This window comes from Methylocystis sp. JAN1, from assembly GCF_052186135.1.
Classification (GTDB): domain Bacteria; phylum Pseudomonadota; class Alphaproteobacteria; order Rhizobiales; family Beijerinckiaceae; genus Methylocystis.
The window spans coordinates 1,055,156-1,071,331 of the sequence record NZ_CP181499.1 but is presented as its reverse complement, the minus strand read 5'-3'; the positions used below and the strand labels follow the sequence as shown (position 1 = coordinate 1,071,331).

Sequence of the window (16,176 nt, the reverse complement as noted above, 5' to 3'; positions counted from 1 at the left end):
GCCCGTCGCGGGCGTCCGCGCCGAACGACGAAAATGGCTTTTATCGCGCCGCCTCGGTCGCGCCGCGGCCCGGCGTGGATGGCCGGGACGAGCCCGGCCATGATGGTTCCCCCGGGCGACGTCTAAACCCCGCCATCCCGCATGTTGCCCCCACGCCACAGCGTCGCTTTTTGCGACAAAAGCCCACGCCTTCGTCATGTGCGCTGATTCACAGCCTGACTTTCGCGCGCTAGATATTGTGTCAGAACTTGGCGCGGCGCACGGCGACGCCCCGCCAATATCCTTAACCGTTTTGGTTTACGAATCCGCGCCGTATCCCGGTTTCGTGCGAGGCAGCCATGCAGGCCCGCAACATTCTTGCCCGATTCTCCCTTTCCGCCGCCGCGCTGACGGCGGCGCTCGCGGCTGCGCCGGCGAAAGCCGAACCGCGCCGCGCCGATCTTTTCGCGCCCCCCGCCTCCGTCGCGCTGACCGGCCTCGCCAAGGCGCCGGCCGCCCGGCCGATCGACGCGCTGACAGCCCCGGAGGCGCCCCCGATCGTCGCCGTCACGGCCGAGCATCTGCGCGTGGAGCCCGCCGCGCCGGACGAACTCGACCTGGCCTGGAATGTGCTGCCCGAGAACCAGCGCGCCCTCGCCCTGGCGCTGGAGGATTGGACCAACGCGCCCGACGTCGCCCGCAACGCGCCGCGCCGCGCGATGCGCGCCAGGATCGCGGCGGCCTATGTCGCGCGCAAATTCGAGCCCTTCTGGACCGACGCCAATGGCTGGCGGGAGGGCGCCGCTTCCGCGGTTTCCCGCCTGCGCGCGGCCAATGAAGACGGGCTCGATCTGCGCGGTCTGACGATCCCCGCGGCCGATGCGGGCGCGCCCTCGGTCGCCGACGAACTCGCCCTGTCCGAGGCCGTCGCGACCTACGCCAATCAGGCGCGCGGCGGGCGGCTGGAGCCGCAGCGTCTCTCGCATCTCATCGGAGCGAAAACCTGGCTCCCCGATCCGGCGGAAGCGGTCGCGCAGGTCGCGGGCGCCGGCTATCGCGCGGGCGAGACGCTTCAGGACTTCAACCCGCCCCATTTCGGCTACCAGCAATTGCGCGAGAAGCTCGCCGAATTGCGCGGGCGCCGCGCGGGCCTGCCGGAAGCCAATGAGCGCATCGCCGCCGCCGAGGAGGGCGTGGCGCAGACCGACGCCATGCCGCCCGCGAAATCGAAGCGCCGCCGCATGGAGACGCTGGGCGGCCCGTCGACCTCCGCGCTCGAGGCGGAAATCCTGGCGAACATGGAGCGCTGGCGCTGGCTGCCGCGCGACATGGGCGACGAGCGCATCGAGGTCAACATTCCGGATTTCGAGCTGGCGGTCATTCGCAACAATATGGTCGCGCATCGCGCGCGCGTGATCGTCGGCAAGGTGGAGACGCCGACGCCGATCTTCTCCAACGCCATGAGGGAGATCATCGTCAACCCGTCCTGGTACGTGCCGCAATCGATCATCCAGAAGGAGTGGCACGGCGGCGTCGGCGCGGGCTATCAGGTCTCCTATCGCAACGGGCAGATGGTGGTGCGCCAGCCGCCGGGCGAGAAGAACGCGCTGGGCCGCGTGAAGTTCGTCTTCCCGAACGATTACGCCGTCTATATGCACGACACGCCGTCGCGCGGCCTTTTCGCGCAGTCGCACCGCGCCTTCAGCCATGGCTGCATGCGCGTCGATCAGCCCTTCGCGCTGGCCTCGGCCGTGCTCGGCCCGGGCAGCGGCTGGTCGGAGGAGCGCGTGAAAAAGCTCGTCGGCCCGAGCGAGCGCTATATCAGCCTGCCGAAGCCCCTGCCGGTGCATATCGTCTATTTCACGGCCTATGTCGACGATATGGGGCGGCTGACGCAGCGGCCGGATCTCTACGGCTACTCGGCGCGGGTGCGGAGGGCGCTGGGGCTCGGGGGCTGAACCGCGAAGTCCCGCCCGTCAATCATTCGTCAAGAACGCTCGACAATACAGGTTCCGACGCGGTTCGGAGCCTGACATGCGGCGCGTAGTTATTGGCGGCCTCTGCGCCGCCCTCATCGGTTTCATCTCGACCGCCCTCGCCGAAGACACGACGACGCGCGGCGCGACCGGCCCCTCGACGACGACCCTGCCCTATCTCCAGCCCCTCGCGCCTGGCGTCTCCTTCGTCTCTCTCCTCGCCGCCGGCGATCCCGTCGGCGAAAAGCCCGACGGCGCGCCCTGGCGCATGGTCGGCGTTCCGGACGGGCTCGGCGCCTTCGACAATGGCGACGGCTCGATCACCGTGCTCATGGATCACGAACTGCCGCCCAAGGCGGGCCTGGTCCGCCGCCATGGCTTCGCCGGCGCCTTCGTCAGCAAGCTCGTCATCGACAAGGCGACGCTGCGCGTGACGCGCGCCAGCGACCTCATCGAGCAGGCTTTCGAATATGACGCGGCGGGCGGGCGCTATGTCCCGCTCGCCTCCCCCCTGGGCAAGCTCTGCTCGGCCGATCTTGCGGGCGGAACGGCCTTTTACGACGCCGCGAGCGGGCTCGGCTATGACGGCCGCATCTTCATGAGCGGCGAGGAGCACGATCCGGAGGGACGGCCCTTCGCGCATTTCGTGACGGGGCCGGAGGCGGGAAAGTCCTATGAGCTTGCGTGGCTCGGCAACATGGCCTTCGAAAATCTGCTGGCGCATCCGCGCGGCGGCCGACGAACCATTGTCGGCGTGATGGAGGACTCGCATCCGAAGGGGGAGGTGTATTTCTACGTCGGGGAGAAGCGGGCGGCGGGCGACGCCGTCGCGCGCGCGGGCCTTTCGCATGGTCGGCTCTTCGGCCTCAAGATCGAGCGCATGCCAAGCGAAAGCGCCGATCTCGAACCCCTGGGACCCGAGAAAGCCGCCCGTTTCACGCTCGCCGACCTCGGCGACGCGAGCGCGCTTTCCGGGCAGGAGATCGAGAAGCGAAGAAAGCAGGAGGGCGTCACGGCGTTCCTTCGTCCCGAAGACGGCGCCTGGGATACGCTCGATCCCAACCGCTTCTACTTCAACACCACCGCCGCCTTCGACGCGCCGAGCCGTCTCTGGGCCGTGGACTTCGACGATTTCTCGCAGCCCGAGAAAGGCGGGACGATCCGCATTCTTCTCAGGGGCGACGAGGGCCAGCACATGCTGGACAACATGGCCATCGCCCGGAACGGGCAGGTCCTGCTGCAGGAGGACCCCGGCGAGGGCGCCTATCTCGCCCGCGTTTACCAGTACGATCCGAGGAAGAATGAGCTCGTCGCGCTCGCCCAGCACGATCCGGCGCTGTTCGGGAAGAAGGGCGCGCTCTCGATGGACGAGGAATCGTCGGGCGTTATCGATGTGACGCCGCTGCTCGGCGGACCGAGGCAACGCGCCTTCCTCCTTTCCGTGCAACCGCATGCGGGTTTCTTGCGCGAGGGAAAAAAGGATGAGGAAATCGTTCAGGGCGGCCAGCTCCTGCTGATGCGGCAGGAGGCGCCCTAGATCGCGCTGCGTAAGAGCGCGCTTTGCGCGAAGCCGGCTCCCATTCTTCGCGAGCCGCGCTCCAGATTTCAGAAGGCGCAGGGGCCCTCGGCTATTCCGCGTTTCGCCGCTTGGCGGCGCCCGCCGTTTCGGCGCGAGGCTTGAAGCGCAGCACGGCGGCCGGCGTTCGATGGCGCGCGGTGATGCGGCTGCGGCCGGTCCCGGTGAGGACGTAACGGCCGCTTCTGTCATCCCAGCGCATCAGGTCGGCCATCAGCGCACGCTGGCGGATGACCATGGTCATCGGATCCTGGACATGGGGCGGCGCGACGTCGCCATGCGCGTCCACCTTCCGAAGCGCTTCGATCAGCTGGTCTTCCTGAGAGTCCGTCATGCCCCTAGAAATGGCCCCATTTCACACTTTTTGAAAGAGTTTTTTGTCCCGGAACGAGGGATTCGGGAGGTGACAAAATCGTCGCAGCCATGGAAAAGAGCGGCGGTTCCGGAAATTTTGGCGAATAAGCTCAGATGGCTCCCCCTCCTCTTCTCGCCCTTCAGGGCGTCATGCTCACCCTCGGCGGCAAGCCGCTTCTGGAGGGCGCCGACCTTTCCGTCGCGCCCGGCGCGCGCATCGCCCTTGTGGGCCGCAACGGCTCGGGCAAGTCGACGCTGCTGCGAATCGCCGCCGGGGAGCTCGAATCCGACGCCGGCCAGCGCTTCTTCCAGCCGGGGACGTCGCTGCGCTATCTGCCGCAGGAGCCGGACTTTTCCGGCTTCCCCACCACGGCCGCCTATGTCGGCGCGGGACTCGGGCCGCTCGACGATCCGCATATCGCCCGCACGCTGCTGCTGGAGCTTGGCCTCACCGGCGACGAGGACCCGTCAAAACTCTCGGGCGGCGAGGCGCGCCGCGCGGCGCTCGCCCGCATTCTGGCGCCCGAGCCCGACATTCTGCTCCTCGACGAGCCGACGAACCATCTGGACCTGCCGACCATTCTCTGGCTCGAAGAGAAGCTCGCCAGCCTGCGTTCGGCCATGGTCATTATCAGCCACGACCGGCGGTTCTTGCAGGATCTCACGCGCGAAACCGTCTGGATCGACCGCGGCCGCGCCAGGCATCTCTCGCGCGGCTTCGCGGAATTCGAAGCGTGGCGCGACCGGGAGCTGGAGGAGGAAGAGAAGCAGGCGCACAAGCTCGAGCGCAAGATCGCCAATGAGGAGCATTGGCTGCGCCATGGCGTCTCGGGCCGGCGCAAGCGCAACATGAAGCGCCTTTCCGGCCTCCATTCGCTGCGCGCCGAGCGCAGGAACCGCGTCATGCCCACGGGCGAGGTGAAGCTCGAGGCGAGCGAGGCCAATCTTTCCGGCAAGCTCGTCATCGAGGCCTTCCGCATCGGCAAGAGCTATGGCGCGCGCGTCATCGTCGACAATTTCACGACCCGCGTGCTGCGCGGCGACCGGCTCGGCGTTGTGGGCGCCAATGGCGCCGGCAAGACGACGCTGGTCAATCTGCTCACGGGCGTTCTGCCGCCCGACAGCGGCAGAGTGAAGCTCGGCGCCGGCCTCGAAATGGCGACGCTCGACCAGAGCCGCGCGAGCCTCAAGCCCGAGATCACCTTGCAGGACGCGCTCACCGGCGGCGGTTCGGACACGGTCGAAATCAATGGAGAGCGGCGCCACGTCGTCGGCTATATGAAGGATTTCCTCTTCAAGCCGGAACAGGCGCGCACGCCCATCGGCAAGCTCTCCGGCGGCGAGCGCGGCCGTCTCATGCTCGCACGCGCCTTGGCGAAGCCGTCGAACCTTCTCGTGCTCGACGAGCCGACCAACGACCTCGATCTCGAAACGCTCGACCTGCTCGAAGAAATGCTCGCCGACTATCCTGGCACGCTGATCGTCGTCTCGCATGACCGCGACTTCCTCGACCGCATCGCGACGAGCGTGCTGATGAGCGAGGGCGAGGGCCGCTGGGTGGAATATGCCGGCGGCTATAGCGACATGGTCGCGCAACGCGGGCGCGGCGTCGACGCGCGCGGCGCGGCCGCCTCGCAGGCGCCCAGGGAGAAGGCCGCAAAGGAAAAGCCCGCCGAGAGAGGACCCGCGAAAGCGAAGCTCTCCTTCAAGGAGCAGCACGCCTTGGCGACGCTGCCCGCGAAGATGGAGGAGTTGAAAACGAAACGCGCGAAATTGCAGGCGCTGCTGGACGATCCCGGGCTTTACGCCAAGGACGCCGCGAAATTCGCGAAAGCGAGCGAGATGTTCGCAGCCGTGGAAAGCGAGCTGGCGGCGGCCGAGGAAGAGTGGCTGGAGCTGGAGATCAAGCGGGAGGAGATTGGGTAGCGCCTCCCGTCTCCAGGATTGTCGTTGGGGCGCCGCCCCCCACCCTCAATCCCTCCCCGCCACTTCGTCTAGCAGATTCACACATCTGTGTTGGTTAGCGGCGGCGTTGGTTGGGTGAGGGCGATGGCGTATTTTCCGTGCTGGAATTTGAGCCATCCGGCGAGCATGACGACGGGACCGGGTTTTCCGTAATAGCCGGTCCAGCCGCCGAGGCGGGCGAGCACCCAGGACGCATAGGCCAGGGACCCTCGCGGATGCGGGTTCTTCTGGCGCTGCGTCTTGCCTTCGAGGGTGGCGCAATAGGCTTCCAGCAGCGGTTGGTCCTTGGGCTCGAAGGCGTCGAGGAGCGGGCGCAGACGTTGCGGGTCGCCGCCGTCTCGGGCGTGGACGAGTTGTTGGATCGTCACGGCCGCGATCAACGTCGCGGCCGCCAGGGTCTGGCGCGGCGCGTCGTCTTCCATGCGCACGGCCTCGATGTCGAAGCCGTCGGTCTTCATCGTGCGGAACAACTGCTCGATCGCCCAGCGGCGTCGATACAGATCGACGACCCCGAGCGCTTGCGCGAGGCCGTCGACGGGGCGCGTCGTGATCAGACGCCAATGGACGTTTTCGCCTGGGGGCGGGTCGATCTCGCGCACGTCGACGAGATGGACCGCGATCGTCGACGGATCGTTCCTGGCCGCGCCGTTCCTGGGCCGCGCGAGATCAAAGCGCCCATGCCGGACGGCCAGCGTCGCTTCGCGCGCCGGCCGTCCGGGCCTGGCCGGAAGCGACAGCGTCGCCCGCCCGGCCTCCTCCAGCGCATCCAGGCGCGCAAACAGCCGCTCGCCATCCTCCAGCGCGCGGTCCTGCGCGGCGCGCACGAGGAGGTGAACCCCCGGCGGGCGCCGCGCGAAGGCGGAATAAATATCGCTCTCGCGATCGGCCACGACCGTGACCTCGCGCGCCGAAGCGCAAACTTTCGCCGCCGCCGCCGCGCCCTCCAGCCAGCGCCGGCTTTCCTTGTCCTCGATCGGCCGCTGACGCCGATCCGCCTTGCGTCCCGTCGCGCGTTCGAGGAACTGCGCGTGCGCCAGACCCACGATCGAACCGTCCTCGGCGTCGACGACGAGGGTCGGATGCAGATAGAGTCCGCCGCCGCCCCCGGACTTGACGACCGTCGTGTCCTGAATCGCCAGAACCGCGCGCCCCGCGCAACGCGCCGACGCGCGCGCGGCCGCCGTGGCGAACATCTCCGCGCCGGTCACCGCCCGATTGCGAAGAAAGCGCGTGATCCTGATCTCACCAGCCCGGTCGCCGCCGAGCCGACGAATGCGTATGCCCCCGCCGCCCTCCGCCACCAGCCGGGAAAGCAGAAAGGCCCCCCTTTTTCCAGTCGCGCGTCGCCAAAGCGACCCAGCGTCCGTCCGTCCATCGTCCGTCCCTCCGATTCCTTCAAATGGAATCAGACCCCCAGGCCCTACGCAACCAAGATGTGTGAATGCGGTAGGCCACTCCGTGGGGGGAGGGAGGTCGCCTTACCCCCAAGCTCGGCGTAGCCTGGTTTGTAGCCCGCACGATGCCGCATCATTCCTCCCCCACGGAGTGGCGGGGAGGGGCAGGGGTGGGGGGCGGCGCCGCTACGATCATGTCAGCGTGTAGGGACGCGAAGCGCAACGCCGCAGCGTATCCTTCTCCCGCAAAAACTTATCCCCACCCGCCAAACCGCCCATATCCTCGCCCCGCCTCGTCACCTTAAGGGGCGTCGTCAAGGTCGGCGGCGCGGCGGGGTCGGTCAAGCGTCCGCCGGGACCTTTCGGCGGGCGTGGGCGGGTCGTCGGTCGGGCTCCCCATTGGCAGGGGGCGCGTGAGCCATCACGCGAAAAGAGCTGGGCCTTAACGTTCCCTCTCGCTCTGCCGCGGTCGCTTCTGAAAAGGGAGCCCGCGCTTGAGGGAAGGCGGCATTGGAAGACTGCAGGAATCACATTGCCTGCGGCGCTCGAGCGCGCGCTCGTTAAGGCGGCGACGCCAAGGCGGGAAAGAAGCGGTCCTGTCAGGGATCGTGTCCGGGAGCGAGGTCACTCCGTCGGGAAAAGGTGCGCGTCATAAAGACCGTGTCCGGGACGCCTGGCTCCGGTGCGCATAAAACCATTACATCTCGGCCGAACGGGGCCGAGGCGTCCCGGATTTCCCTTTAGCCTCGGATCGAAAGATCGCGGGATGAAAGAGGCGTGCGCCGGTCGCCATGCGATGCTTGCGGCGGCGGGGGAGCAGTCGAACCGAAGATCGCGCGCCCCTTGCGCGATCTTCGAAGTTAGCGGACGCTCGGCTCGATTTCCCACAGGAGTTTGCGAAATGAATTATATGATTGGAGTCGCCATCGGTTTCGGCCTCGTCTTCGCCACGGTCTATTTCGCGCTCCGCACGCGGCGACCGGGCGCAATTTCCAGCGACGAAGAGGATTGGAAGCGGGCGGACGATCTGCAATGGTTGGAAAAATCAAACAGGCGACGTCGCCGACAGCTTCAATAGCGGCGATGACGCCTGACCCTGTCTATTTGCTCCCGGCGCCCCGCCCCAAACGCAAAATCAGAATCACCGTCAGCAAAGGCCCCGCCGCCAGCGCCAGCAGCGCGTCCGAAAACTCACCCGTCGCGCCCTTGATGAGCCCGACGAGCCACGGCCCCGCAAGGCCCGAGAGATTGCCGATGGAGTTGATGACGGCGACGCCCACCACGGCGTCGATCGAACCCAGCGCCAGCGTGCAGAAGCTCCAGAAGGTCGGCAGCGCGGCGACGGAGCCCATGGCCGCGACGGTCAACGCAATCATTGCGAGGAGATGCGAGGGCGCGTAGGCGGCGGCCGCGAGGCCGACGCTGCCGAGAACCGCGACGATCGCCGTGTGATAAATGGTCTCGCGGTTGCGGTCGGAGCTCTTGCTCCACAGCCACATGGCCAGCGCGCCGCAGCCATAGGGAACCGCGGCGAGGAAGCCCGTCGCGAGCGTCGAGGCGCCGAAGCCCTTGATGATCTGCGGCAGCCAGAAGCTCAGGCCGTAAAGCGCCATCACCACGCCGAAATAGGCGACGCCGAGTATGAGGATGCGTGGGTCCGCGAGCGCGCGCCAGTGATCGCCTTCCTGCGGCGGCGATTCGCGCGCGAGCGTCGTTTCGATCCAGTCGCGCTCGGCGGAGCTAAGCCATCTAGCCTCGGCGGGGCGGTCGGGGAGATGATAGAAGCAGGCAACGCCAAGCAGGATTGACGGGATGGCTTCGAGGAAAAACAACCAGCGCCAGCCCGCGACGCCCCTGACGCCGTCCATCGTCGAAAGAATGACGCCGGAGATCGGCGAGCCGATGGCGCTGCCGAGCGGCACGGCGATGAGGAAGCTTGCGAGAATGCGCGCGCGCTGCGCGGCGGGGATCCAGTACGTGAGATAGAGAATGACGCCCGGCGCGAAGCCCGCTTCCGCCGCGCCGAGCAGGAAGCGCAGGACGACGAAGCTTTCCTCGCTCCAGATGCAGGCGGTGATCGCGGCGACGACGCCCCAGCTGACCATGATGCGCGCGATCCACAATCGCGCGCCGACCCGGTGCATCACATAGTTGCTCGGCGCCTCGAAGAGGCAATAGCCGATGAAGAAGACGCCGGCCGCCCAGCCGTAGAATTCCGGCGTGAAGCCGAGCTCCTTGTTCATGGTCAGCGCGGCGAAGCCGACATTCACGCGGTCGAGATAGGCGACGAAGAAGCCCGCGACGAGAAGCGGAATGAGTCGCCGGGCGATTTTGTCGACGACGGCGTCGCCGTCGATATCCTCAGCGGGCTTTTCGATGGTTATTGTCACGAGAGCGCCTTTGAAACGCCAACAGGCATGTTGACGCCCCTCGTGCTTCGAGACGCTTGCTACGCAAGCTCCTCAGCATGAGGGGCTTCTTCGTCTGCCGCAAACAGCAAGGCCTCATCCTGAGGAGCGAGCTTTCGCTCGCGTCTCGAAGGAGGAGGCCGTCTTGGGCGTTAGCCCGATATTACCGCAGCTCGAAGCCCAGCGCCTTCAGCGCGTCGCGCAGCCGGTCCCGGCCGCTCATGGCGTCCGTTCCACGCACGCGGGACAGGACCTGGCGAATCCAGCCCTGCTCGGGCAGGCCCTGCTCTTTCTGGAAGTCCTTGAACTTCACGTCGAGCGTCTCGATCGCTTCGCGCTGCGCGTCGTCCCAGTGGTACTGCTCGCGATGCAGCACGGCGCCCTGACCGAGGCGCGGCTTCACGCCGGCGTTTGCGGCGGGATCGGGGACGCCGATCGTCATGCCGAAGACGGCGAAGACGTTTTGCGGCAGGTTCAGCTCTTTCGCCACTTCCTCCGGCTTGTTGCGCATGGCGCCGATATAGCAGCAGCCGAGCCCGAGCGACTCGAGCGCCACGACCGCGTTCTGTGCGGCGAGCGCCGCGTCGACCACGCCGGTCATGAAGATTTCGAGATAGGGAAGCGCGGCGGCGTCGCGGCCTTTCTCCTTGCCGAGATTTTCCAGACGCGCGAGGTCGCAAAGCCAGATCAGGAACAGCTTGCAGTCGCGGATGTGCTTCTGTCCGCCGGCAAGATCGGCGAGGCGGTTCCTGCGGTCTTGGTCCTCGACCGCGACGACGCTCCAGACTTGCAGATTGGAGGAGGTCGAGGCCGATTGAGCGGCGGCGACGATCGTTTCCAGCGCGCCTTGCGGCAGCGGCCGGTCGAGATAATTGCGATGCGAGCGATGCGCGAGGAGAAGGTCGAGCGTGTCGTTCCAGATCGCGGGCTTGGGCGAATCCTCGCGGCGGTAGCGCTCCAACATGGCGGCGGCGCCGCGCGCGTCAAAAGTCTCGGGGCTCACGGGCTTGTTCATTGGGCTTCCGGGATTGGGCCGTACAAAGCTGCGCCGGGCGCGAGCCCGGCGCGTGTCGCGATCAATCTAACAAGCCGCGGCCGTAGGTCCAAGAACCTTGCGGCGCCGCAGCAAAGCAGGGCGCGTCACTTGCCCGCGTCACTTGCCCAGGCCGAGCCAGCGCAGCACCTGGCCGCCAAGTCCGTCGTTCTTATTCTCAGGCGCCGCGGCGCGCGGCTCATCGGCTCTGGCGCGGCGAGGGACGAGGATGGCGCGGAAATCGTTGACGTTCGTCCGCGTCGGGCCGGTGACGACGAGGTCGCCCAGCGCCTCGAAGGCGGTGAAGGCGTCGTTATTGGCGAAGAGCGCCTTGAGATCGACGCCCTTCGCCTGCGCGCGGGCGAAGCTGTCGGCGGTCATGATCGCGCCGGCGTTTGTCTCGACGCCGTCAATGCCGTCCGTGTCGCAGGCGATGGCGGAAATGTCGCCGAAGCCTTCGAGCGCCAGCGTCAGACCCAGCAGAAACTCCGCGTCGCGCCCGCCCTTGCCGTTACCTCGCACGGTGACCGTCGTCTCGCCGCCCGAGATGATGGCGACCGGCGGCTCGAAGGGCTGGCCGTGAAGGGCGATCTGCTTCGCGATGCCCGCATGAACGAGGGCGACATCGCGGGACTCGCCTTCGAGATCGCCAAGGATGCAGGGCGTGAAGCCCGCCTCGCGCGCCACTGCGGCGGCGGCGTCGAGCGAGCCCTGCGGCGTCGCGATGAGAACGTTCTCCACGCGCTCAAAAATCCTGTCGCCCGGCTTGGGCGTCTCGCAGGCGTCGCTGGACAGATGCCGGATCACCGCTTCCGGCACGCTGATGCCGTATTTCGCGATGACCGCGAGCGCGTCGTGGCGCGTCGTCCGGTCGGGCACGGTCGGGCCGGAGGCGATGACGGAAAGGTCGTCATTCGGCACGTCGGAAATCATCAGCGCGACGACGCGCGCCGGCGCGGCGGCGCGGGCGAGACGGCCGCCCTTGATGGCGGAGAGATGCTTGCGGACGCAATTCATCTCGGAAATGTTGGCGCCGCTCTTCAAAAGCGCTTTGTTGACGGCCTGCTTCTCTTCAAGCGTCACGCCCTCGGCCGGCAGCGCCATCAGCGCCGAGCCGCCGCCGGAAATGAGCGCGAGCACGAGATCGTCCTCGGTCAAGCCCTGCACCTTTTCGAGGATGCGCTTGGCGGCTTCGCGGCCGGCGGCGTCGGGGACCGGATGCGAGGCTTCGATCACCTCGATCTGGGACGTCTGCGCGCCGTGCTCGTAGCGCGTGACGACCAGGCCTTCGAGCGGCCCGCTTTTCCAGTTCGCCTCGACCGCCGCGGCCATGGAGGCGGCCGCCTTGCCGGCGCCGATGACGATCGTCCGGCCCTTGGGCGGCGCGATCTTTTCGAGATGCTGCGGCAGGCAGACGGAAGGATGCGCGGCGCCGACGGCGGCGTCGAACATGGCGCGGAGAAGCTGGCGGGGATCGGCGGGCATTCGTGTTTCCGTAACTGGCAAAGGGAGGCGCCAATACTCCTCTCCCCGCTTGCGGGGAGAGGCTGGGTGAGGGGCTGGGGTTTAGGCCGGAATGGAAAACGCGGCAATAGCGCGCGCACTCGACCTTGGGAGCCGGAGCGTCCCGCCCCTCGCCTCAACCCTCTCCCCGCGAGCGGGGAGAGGGGAGACTGCTTACGAGCCGCTGATGGCGTTGGCCTTCTCGATCAGCGCCTCGGCCATGCGGATCGAGGCGATGTCGATGAGGCGGCCGTCGAGCGACACGGCGCCCTTGCCGGCCTTGGCGGCCTCTTCCATCGCCGCGAGAATGCGGCGGGCCTTGGTCACTTCGGCCTCGGAGGGCGTAAAGACCTCGTTGGCGAGCTCGATCTGCGAGGGATGGATCGCCCACTTGCCCTCATAGCCCAGAACCGCGGCGCGCTTGGCGGCGGCCTTGTAGCCTTCCGGATCGTTGAAGTCGCCGAACGGACCGTCGATCGGACGCAGCCCATAGGCGCGGCAGGCGACCATCATGCGGGTCTGGGCGGCGTGCCACTGGTCCATCCAGTAGTAATCGCGCGAGCCGTCTTCCTTCTTGTCGGTGAGAACGCCGTAATCCGGGTTCACGCCGCCGATGACGGTCGTGCGGGCGCGGGTCGACGCGGCGTAATCGGCGACGCCGAAGGACATGGCCTCAAGGCGCTTGGAGGACTGCGCGATGGCTTCGACATTCGCCATGCCGAGCGCGGTCTCGATCAGGATTTCGATGCCGATCTTCTTGGTGCGCTTCTTGTACTGCTCGATCTGGGTGATGAGCATGTCGATCGCGTAGACGTCCTGCGGCACGCCGACCTTGGGGATCAGCACCACATCGAGACGCGGGCAGTTCTCGAGCACGTCGACCACGTCCCGATAGCAGTAATGCGTATCGAGGCCGTTGATGCGCAGCGTCATCACCTTCTTGCCCCAATCGATGTCGTTGAGGCCCTGGATGATGTTCTTGCGCGCCTGCTCCTTGTCGTCCGGCGCGACGGCGTCTTCGAGGTCGAGGAAGATCTGGTCGGCCTTCGACTGCGCGGCCTTTTCGAACATTCCCGGCGCGGAGCCCGGCACGGCCAGCTCGGAACGGTGCAGGCGCGGCGTGGCCTGCTCGATCAACGTAAAGCTCATAGCAATTCCCCTTCCTTCTTCTCAGGTTTGTAAGCGCTTCCCGCCGAAATGAAACCGGAACCCGGAAACGCGCCAGGATGCACTTAGCCGGTGGCCCCGAGGCCCGCGGCGATGCAACTGATGGAGATGAGCAGAGGCACCTTCACGTCCTCCTTCTCCTGTTCGTCCTGCGCCGAACGGAAACGGCGCAACAATTCGACCTGCTCGCGATTGACTTCGTTGATCACCGGCAGACGATGGGTGAGTCGCGCTTCATATTCCTTGAAGCGCTCGGTGAGGTCCCGATCGCCGGTCACGCGCAGCACCATATCGCGCGTAAGACGCCACTCGTCCTCGATAAGCTTGTAGATCTTTTCGCGCACCGCTTCGTCGGCGACGAGGCTCGCATATTGCTTCGCGATCGAGAGATCGACGAGCGCCAGCGTCTTCTCCACCTCGTCCATGATGAGGCGGAAGAGGCGCGAATCCTCGAACATCCAGCGCAAGAGCTCAAGCCCGCGATCTCCGCGCGTCTCGAGGAACGCCTTTAGCCCAGAGCCCACGCCATACCATCCGGTGATGGAGTGGCGGTTCTGCGCCCAGGCGAAGACCCACGGAATCGCGCGCAGGTCGGCAAGGCTCTTGGCGCCGAATCGGCGCGCCGGGCGCGAGCCGATATTGAGCAGCGAAATCTCTTCGAGCGGGCTCGCGGCCTGGAAATAGGTCACAAGATCCGGATCGGCTACGAGCCGCTCATAGACCGCGAAGGAAGCGAAGGAGATTTCCTCGAGCGCCTCGTCGAAATCCTTGCGCGGCACCAGCGCGTCCTCGCGCTCGGACTTCAACGCGTGAGCGAAGACGGAGGAAGCGAGCAGCTCCATCTGATAGGCCGCCGTGCCGCGATTGGCGTATTTGAAGGAGACGACCTCGCCCTGCTCTGTGACGCGGAAGCGTCCGCGGATGGAGCCCGCCGGCTGGGCGGCGATGGCGTGGCCCGTCGGCGCGCCGCCGCGCGAGACCGAGCCGCCGCGGCCATGGAAGAAGGCGATGGCGATGTCCATCTCCTGCCCGACTTCCGTGAGGCGCGCCTGCGCCTTGAACAGCTCCCAGTTCGAGGAGAGGAAGCCGCCATCCTTGTTGGAATCGGAATAGCCGATCATCACTTCCTGAAGATCGCCCTGCGCATGGGTGCTGCGGCGGACGACAGGGATTTGCAGCAGGTCGCGCATGATGGCCGGCGCGTCCTGTAGATCGCCGATCGTCTCGAAAAGCGGCACAATCGGCAGCGTAACGTGATCCACCCCGGCGGCGTCGGCGAAAAGGCCGGCTTCCTTGGCGAGCAGATACACGCCGAGCACGTCATTGGCCGAGGAGGTCATTGACAGGATGAAGCTGCCGAAGGCCTCCCGGTCGAGACGCGCGCGCATGTCGGCGACAACCTCGAACATTTCGATGACGTCGCGCGTCTCGGAAGTGAGCGTGTCGCGCGGAATCGGCGCGCCGCGCGGCGTCTCCAGCTCTTCCAGCAGCCAGGCGCGCCATTCTTCGGACTTCACGTCCGGCGGCGTCTCGCCGCCCGTCTTGACGCGCCACATCTCTGTCAGCGCCGCAGTGGTGCGCGTCGTATTTTGACGGATGTCGAGGCGCACCGTGCTGAAGCGGAAAATTTCCACGGCGCGGCGCAGCGGACGTACGAGATCCGTCGCGAGCGCCTCGCTCCTGGCCTCCGTCAGAACGGATTCGAGCATCAGCAGATCGCCGATCAGCTTGTCGGCGCTGGTGTAGCGCGGACCGGAGGTCGGCTCGTCATTCGTCGCGGCGAGCGTGTTGTCGATCTTGCGCATAATCGTCGTGACGAACTGGCGATAGGGCTCGTTGAAGTTTCGCTGCGCGATCGCCGCGCCGTCATGCAGCTCGGAGAGACGACGGTTGAGCTCTTCCTTGAAGGCCGGCGGCACGATGGCGGCGCGCTCGCTGATCGACAGCATGCGCACGAGATCGACAACGCGATTACGATAATAATTCAGGCTCGCCGTCGCGTTCTGACGCATGGTGCGCCGCGTCACCTCATTTGTGACGAAAGGATTGCCGTCGCGGTCGCCGCCGATCCAGGAGCCGAACTGGAAGAAGGGCGTGACCTCGAATTTCTCGTGCGGATAATGGCGCTTCAGCGCGCGCTCGAACGAGGACAGCAATTCCGGCGCGAGGTCGAAAATGCTCTCCTGGAAGAAATGCTGGCCCCAGGAGACCTCGTGCTCGACAGTCGGCTTCTCGAGATGCAGTTCGCCGGTGAGCCACAGAAGCTCGACCTGGTCGTAGACTGATTTCACCAGCGCCTCGCGCTCGCGATCCGTCCAGCGGGTGGATTCGAGTTCGCGCATCAGCAGGTAGATGCGGCGATATTTTTCCAGGATCGAGACGCGCTTGGCTTCGGTCGGGTGCGCGGTGATGACGGGGCGGATGCGCAGCGTCTGCAATTGCGCATGGACTTCCGAAGCCGGCACGCCGGCGTTCGCCGCGCTCGACAGCACATAGTCGAAGGTGCCGAGCAGCTTGTCATGGCCCTTCTCGCGCTCGATGCGGCGGCGCCGGCGCATGGCGTAGGCCTGCTCGGCGATGGAGACGAGCTGAAACAGAATGCCCTGCGCCTGCAGCGCGCGCGCCATCTGGCGCGGCGCGAGGCCGGCGCCCGCCTTGTTGTCGCGGACGACGGCTTCGATCTCCGGCATGTGCCGGCGGATCACGGCCAGCAATTGCTCGCGCAGGAATGCGGAGGCCTCCGTGACCGAACGCGTCGCGAAAGCCGAGGGCAGGCTGATCGCGGCTCGATTGTTCTGGGTCTCGGCGGTCATGAGGACTC

At 66.5% G+C, this 16,176-nt stretch carries 11 protein-coding genes; 4 read left to right on the top strand and 7 right to left on the bottom strand.

The features are described 5' to 3' along the window. Positions 1-338 precede the first annotated feature (338 nt). Together ACNHKD_RS04940 and ACNHKD_RS04935 are read left to right on the top strand one after the other, a co-directional pair. Positions 339-1,937, top strand: coding sequence for a L,D-transpeptidase family protein (locus ACNHKD_RS04940; RefSeq protein ID WP_442755987.1), 1,599 nt, complete (start codon positions 339-341; stop codon positions 1,935-1,937). Positions 1,938-2,013: 76 nt separating this feature from the next. Beyond that, positions 2,014-3,492: a hypothetical protein gene (locus ACNHKD_RS04935; RefSeq protein WP_442755986.1), complete on the top strand. Its 1,479-nt coding sequence runs from the start codon at positions 2,014-2,016 to the stop codon at positions 3,490-3,492. A 91-nt stretch (positions 3,493-3,583) separates the two neighbouring features. On the opposite strand, the gene ACNHKD_RS04930 is transcribed toward ACNHKD_RS04935, so the two are convergent. Next, on the bottom strand, positions 3,584-3,865 hold the full coding sequence (locus tag ACNHKD_RS04930; protein WP_442755985.1) for a hypothetical protein: 282 nt from the start codon (positions 3,863-3,865) through the stop codon (positions 3,584-3,586). A 134-nt stretch (positions 3,866-3,999) separates the two neighbouring features. On the opposite strand from ACNHKD_RS04930, the gene ACNHKD_RS04925 reads away from it, so the two are divergent. Beyond that, entirely contained in the window at positions 4,000-5,811 is a 1,812-nt protein-coding gene (locus tag ACNHKD_RS04925; RefSeq protein WP_442755984.1) for an ABC-F family ATP-binding cassette domain-containing protein, read from the top strand. A gap of 77 nt (positions 5,812-5,888) precedes the next feature. Here ACNHKD_RS04925 and ACNHKD_RS04920 read toward each other — a convergent pair whose 3' ends face one another. After that, entirely contained in the window at positions 5,889-7,151 is a 1,263-nt protein-coding gene (locus tag ACNHKD_RS04920) for an IS4 family transposase (RefSeq protein WP_442754317.1), read from the bottom strand. 994 nt (positions 7,152-8,145) lie between these two features. On the opposite strand from ACNHKD_RS04920, the gene ACNHKD_RS04915 reads away from it, so the two are divergent. Next, positions 8,146-8,322: a hypothetical protein gene (locus ACNHKD_RS04915; protein WP_442755983.1), complete on the top strand. Its 177-nt coding sequence runs from the start codon at positions 8,146-8,148 to the stop codon at positions 8,320-8,322. Between the two features lie 22 nt (positions 8,323-8,344). On the opposite strand, the gene ACNHKD_RS04910 is transcribed toward ACNHKD_RS04915, so the two are convergent. The 5 genes from ACNHKD_RS04910 to ACNHKD_RS04890 all read right to left on the bottom strand — a co-directional run bounded on the left by ACNHKD_RS04910 (position 8,345) and on the right by ACNHKD_RS04890 (position 16,168). Then, a complete protein-coding gene (locus ACNHKD_RS04910; RefSeq protein ID WP_442755982.1) occupies positions 8,345-9,634 on the bottom strand; it encodes an MFS transporter in 1,290 nt (429 codons plus the stop codon). Positions 9,635-9,815: 181 nt separating this feature from the next. Then, positions 9,816-10,667, bottom strand: a complete 852-nt coding sequence (locus ACNHKD_RS04905) for an NADPH-dependent oxidoreductase (RefSeq protein ID WP_442755981.1) — start codon at positions 10,665-10,667, stop codon at positions 9,816-9,818. A 138-nt stretch (positions 10,668-10,805) separates the two neighbouring features. Continuing rightward, entirely contained in the window at positions 10,806-12,170 is a 1,365-nt protein-coding gene (locus tag ACNHKD_RS04900) for a glycerate kinase type-2 family protein (RefSeq protein WP_442755980.1), read from the bottom strand. Between the two features lie 192 nt (positions 12,171-12,362). Then, positions 12,363-13,337, bottom strand: coding sequence for an HpcH/HpaI aldolase/citrate lyase family protein (locus ACNHKD_RS04895; protein WP_442755979.1), 975 nt, complete (start codon positions 13,335-13,337; stop codon positions 12,363-12,365). An 83-nt stretch (positions 13,338-13,420) separates the two neighbouring features. Next, positions 13,421-16,168, bottom strand: a complete 2,748-nt coding sequence (locus ACNHKD_RS04890) for a phosphoenolpyruvate carboxylase (RefSeq protein ID WP_442755978.1) — start codon at positions 16,166-16,168, stop codon at positions 13,421-13,423. Between the last annotated feature and the right edge of the window lie 8 nt (positions 16,169-16,176).

Coding starts and splice junctions, on each gene's coding strand:
- ACNHKD_RS04940 (WP_442755987.1), top strand. CDS start 339: ATGCAGGCCCGCAACATTCTTGCCCGATTCTCCCTTTCCGCCGCCGCG.
- ACNHKD_RS04935 (WP_442755986.1), top strand. CDS start 2,014: ATGCGGCGCGTAGTTATTGGCGGCCTCTGCGCCGCCCTCATCGGTTTC.
- ACNHKD_RS04930 (WP_442755985.1), bottom strand. CDS start 3,865: ATGACGGACTCTCAGGAAGACCAGCTGATCGAAGCGCTTCGGAAGGTG.
- ACNHKD_RS04925 (WP_442755984.1), top strand. CDS start 4,000: ATGGCTCCCCCTCCTCTTCTCGCCCTTCAGGGCGTCATGCTCACCCTC.
- ACNHKD_RS04915 (WP_442755983.1), top strand. CDS start 8,146: ATGAATTATATGATTGGAGTCGCCATCGGTTTCGGCCTCGTCTTCGCC.
- ACNHKD_RS04905 (WP_442755981.1), bottom strand. CDS start 10,667: ATGAACAAGCCCGTGAGCCCCGAGACTTTTGACGCGCGCGGCGCCGCC.
- ACNHKD_RS04900 (WP_442755980.1), bottom strand. CDS start 12,170: ATGCCCGCCGATCCCCGCCAGCTTCTCCGCGCCATGTTCGACGCCGCC.
- ACNHKD_RS04895 (WP_442755979.1), bottom strand. CDS start 13,337: ATGAGCTTTACGTTGATCGAGCAGGCCACGCCGCGCCTGCACCGTTCC.
- ACNHKD_RS04890 (WP_442755978.1), bottom strand. CDS start 16,168: ATGACCGCCGAGACCCAGAACAATCGAGCCGCGATCAGCCTGCCCTCG.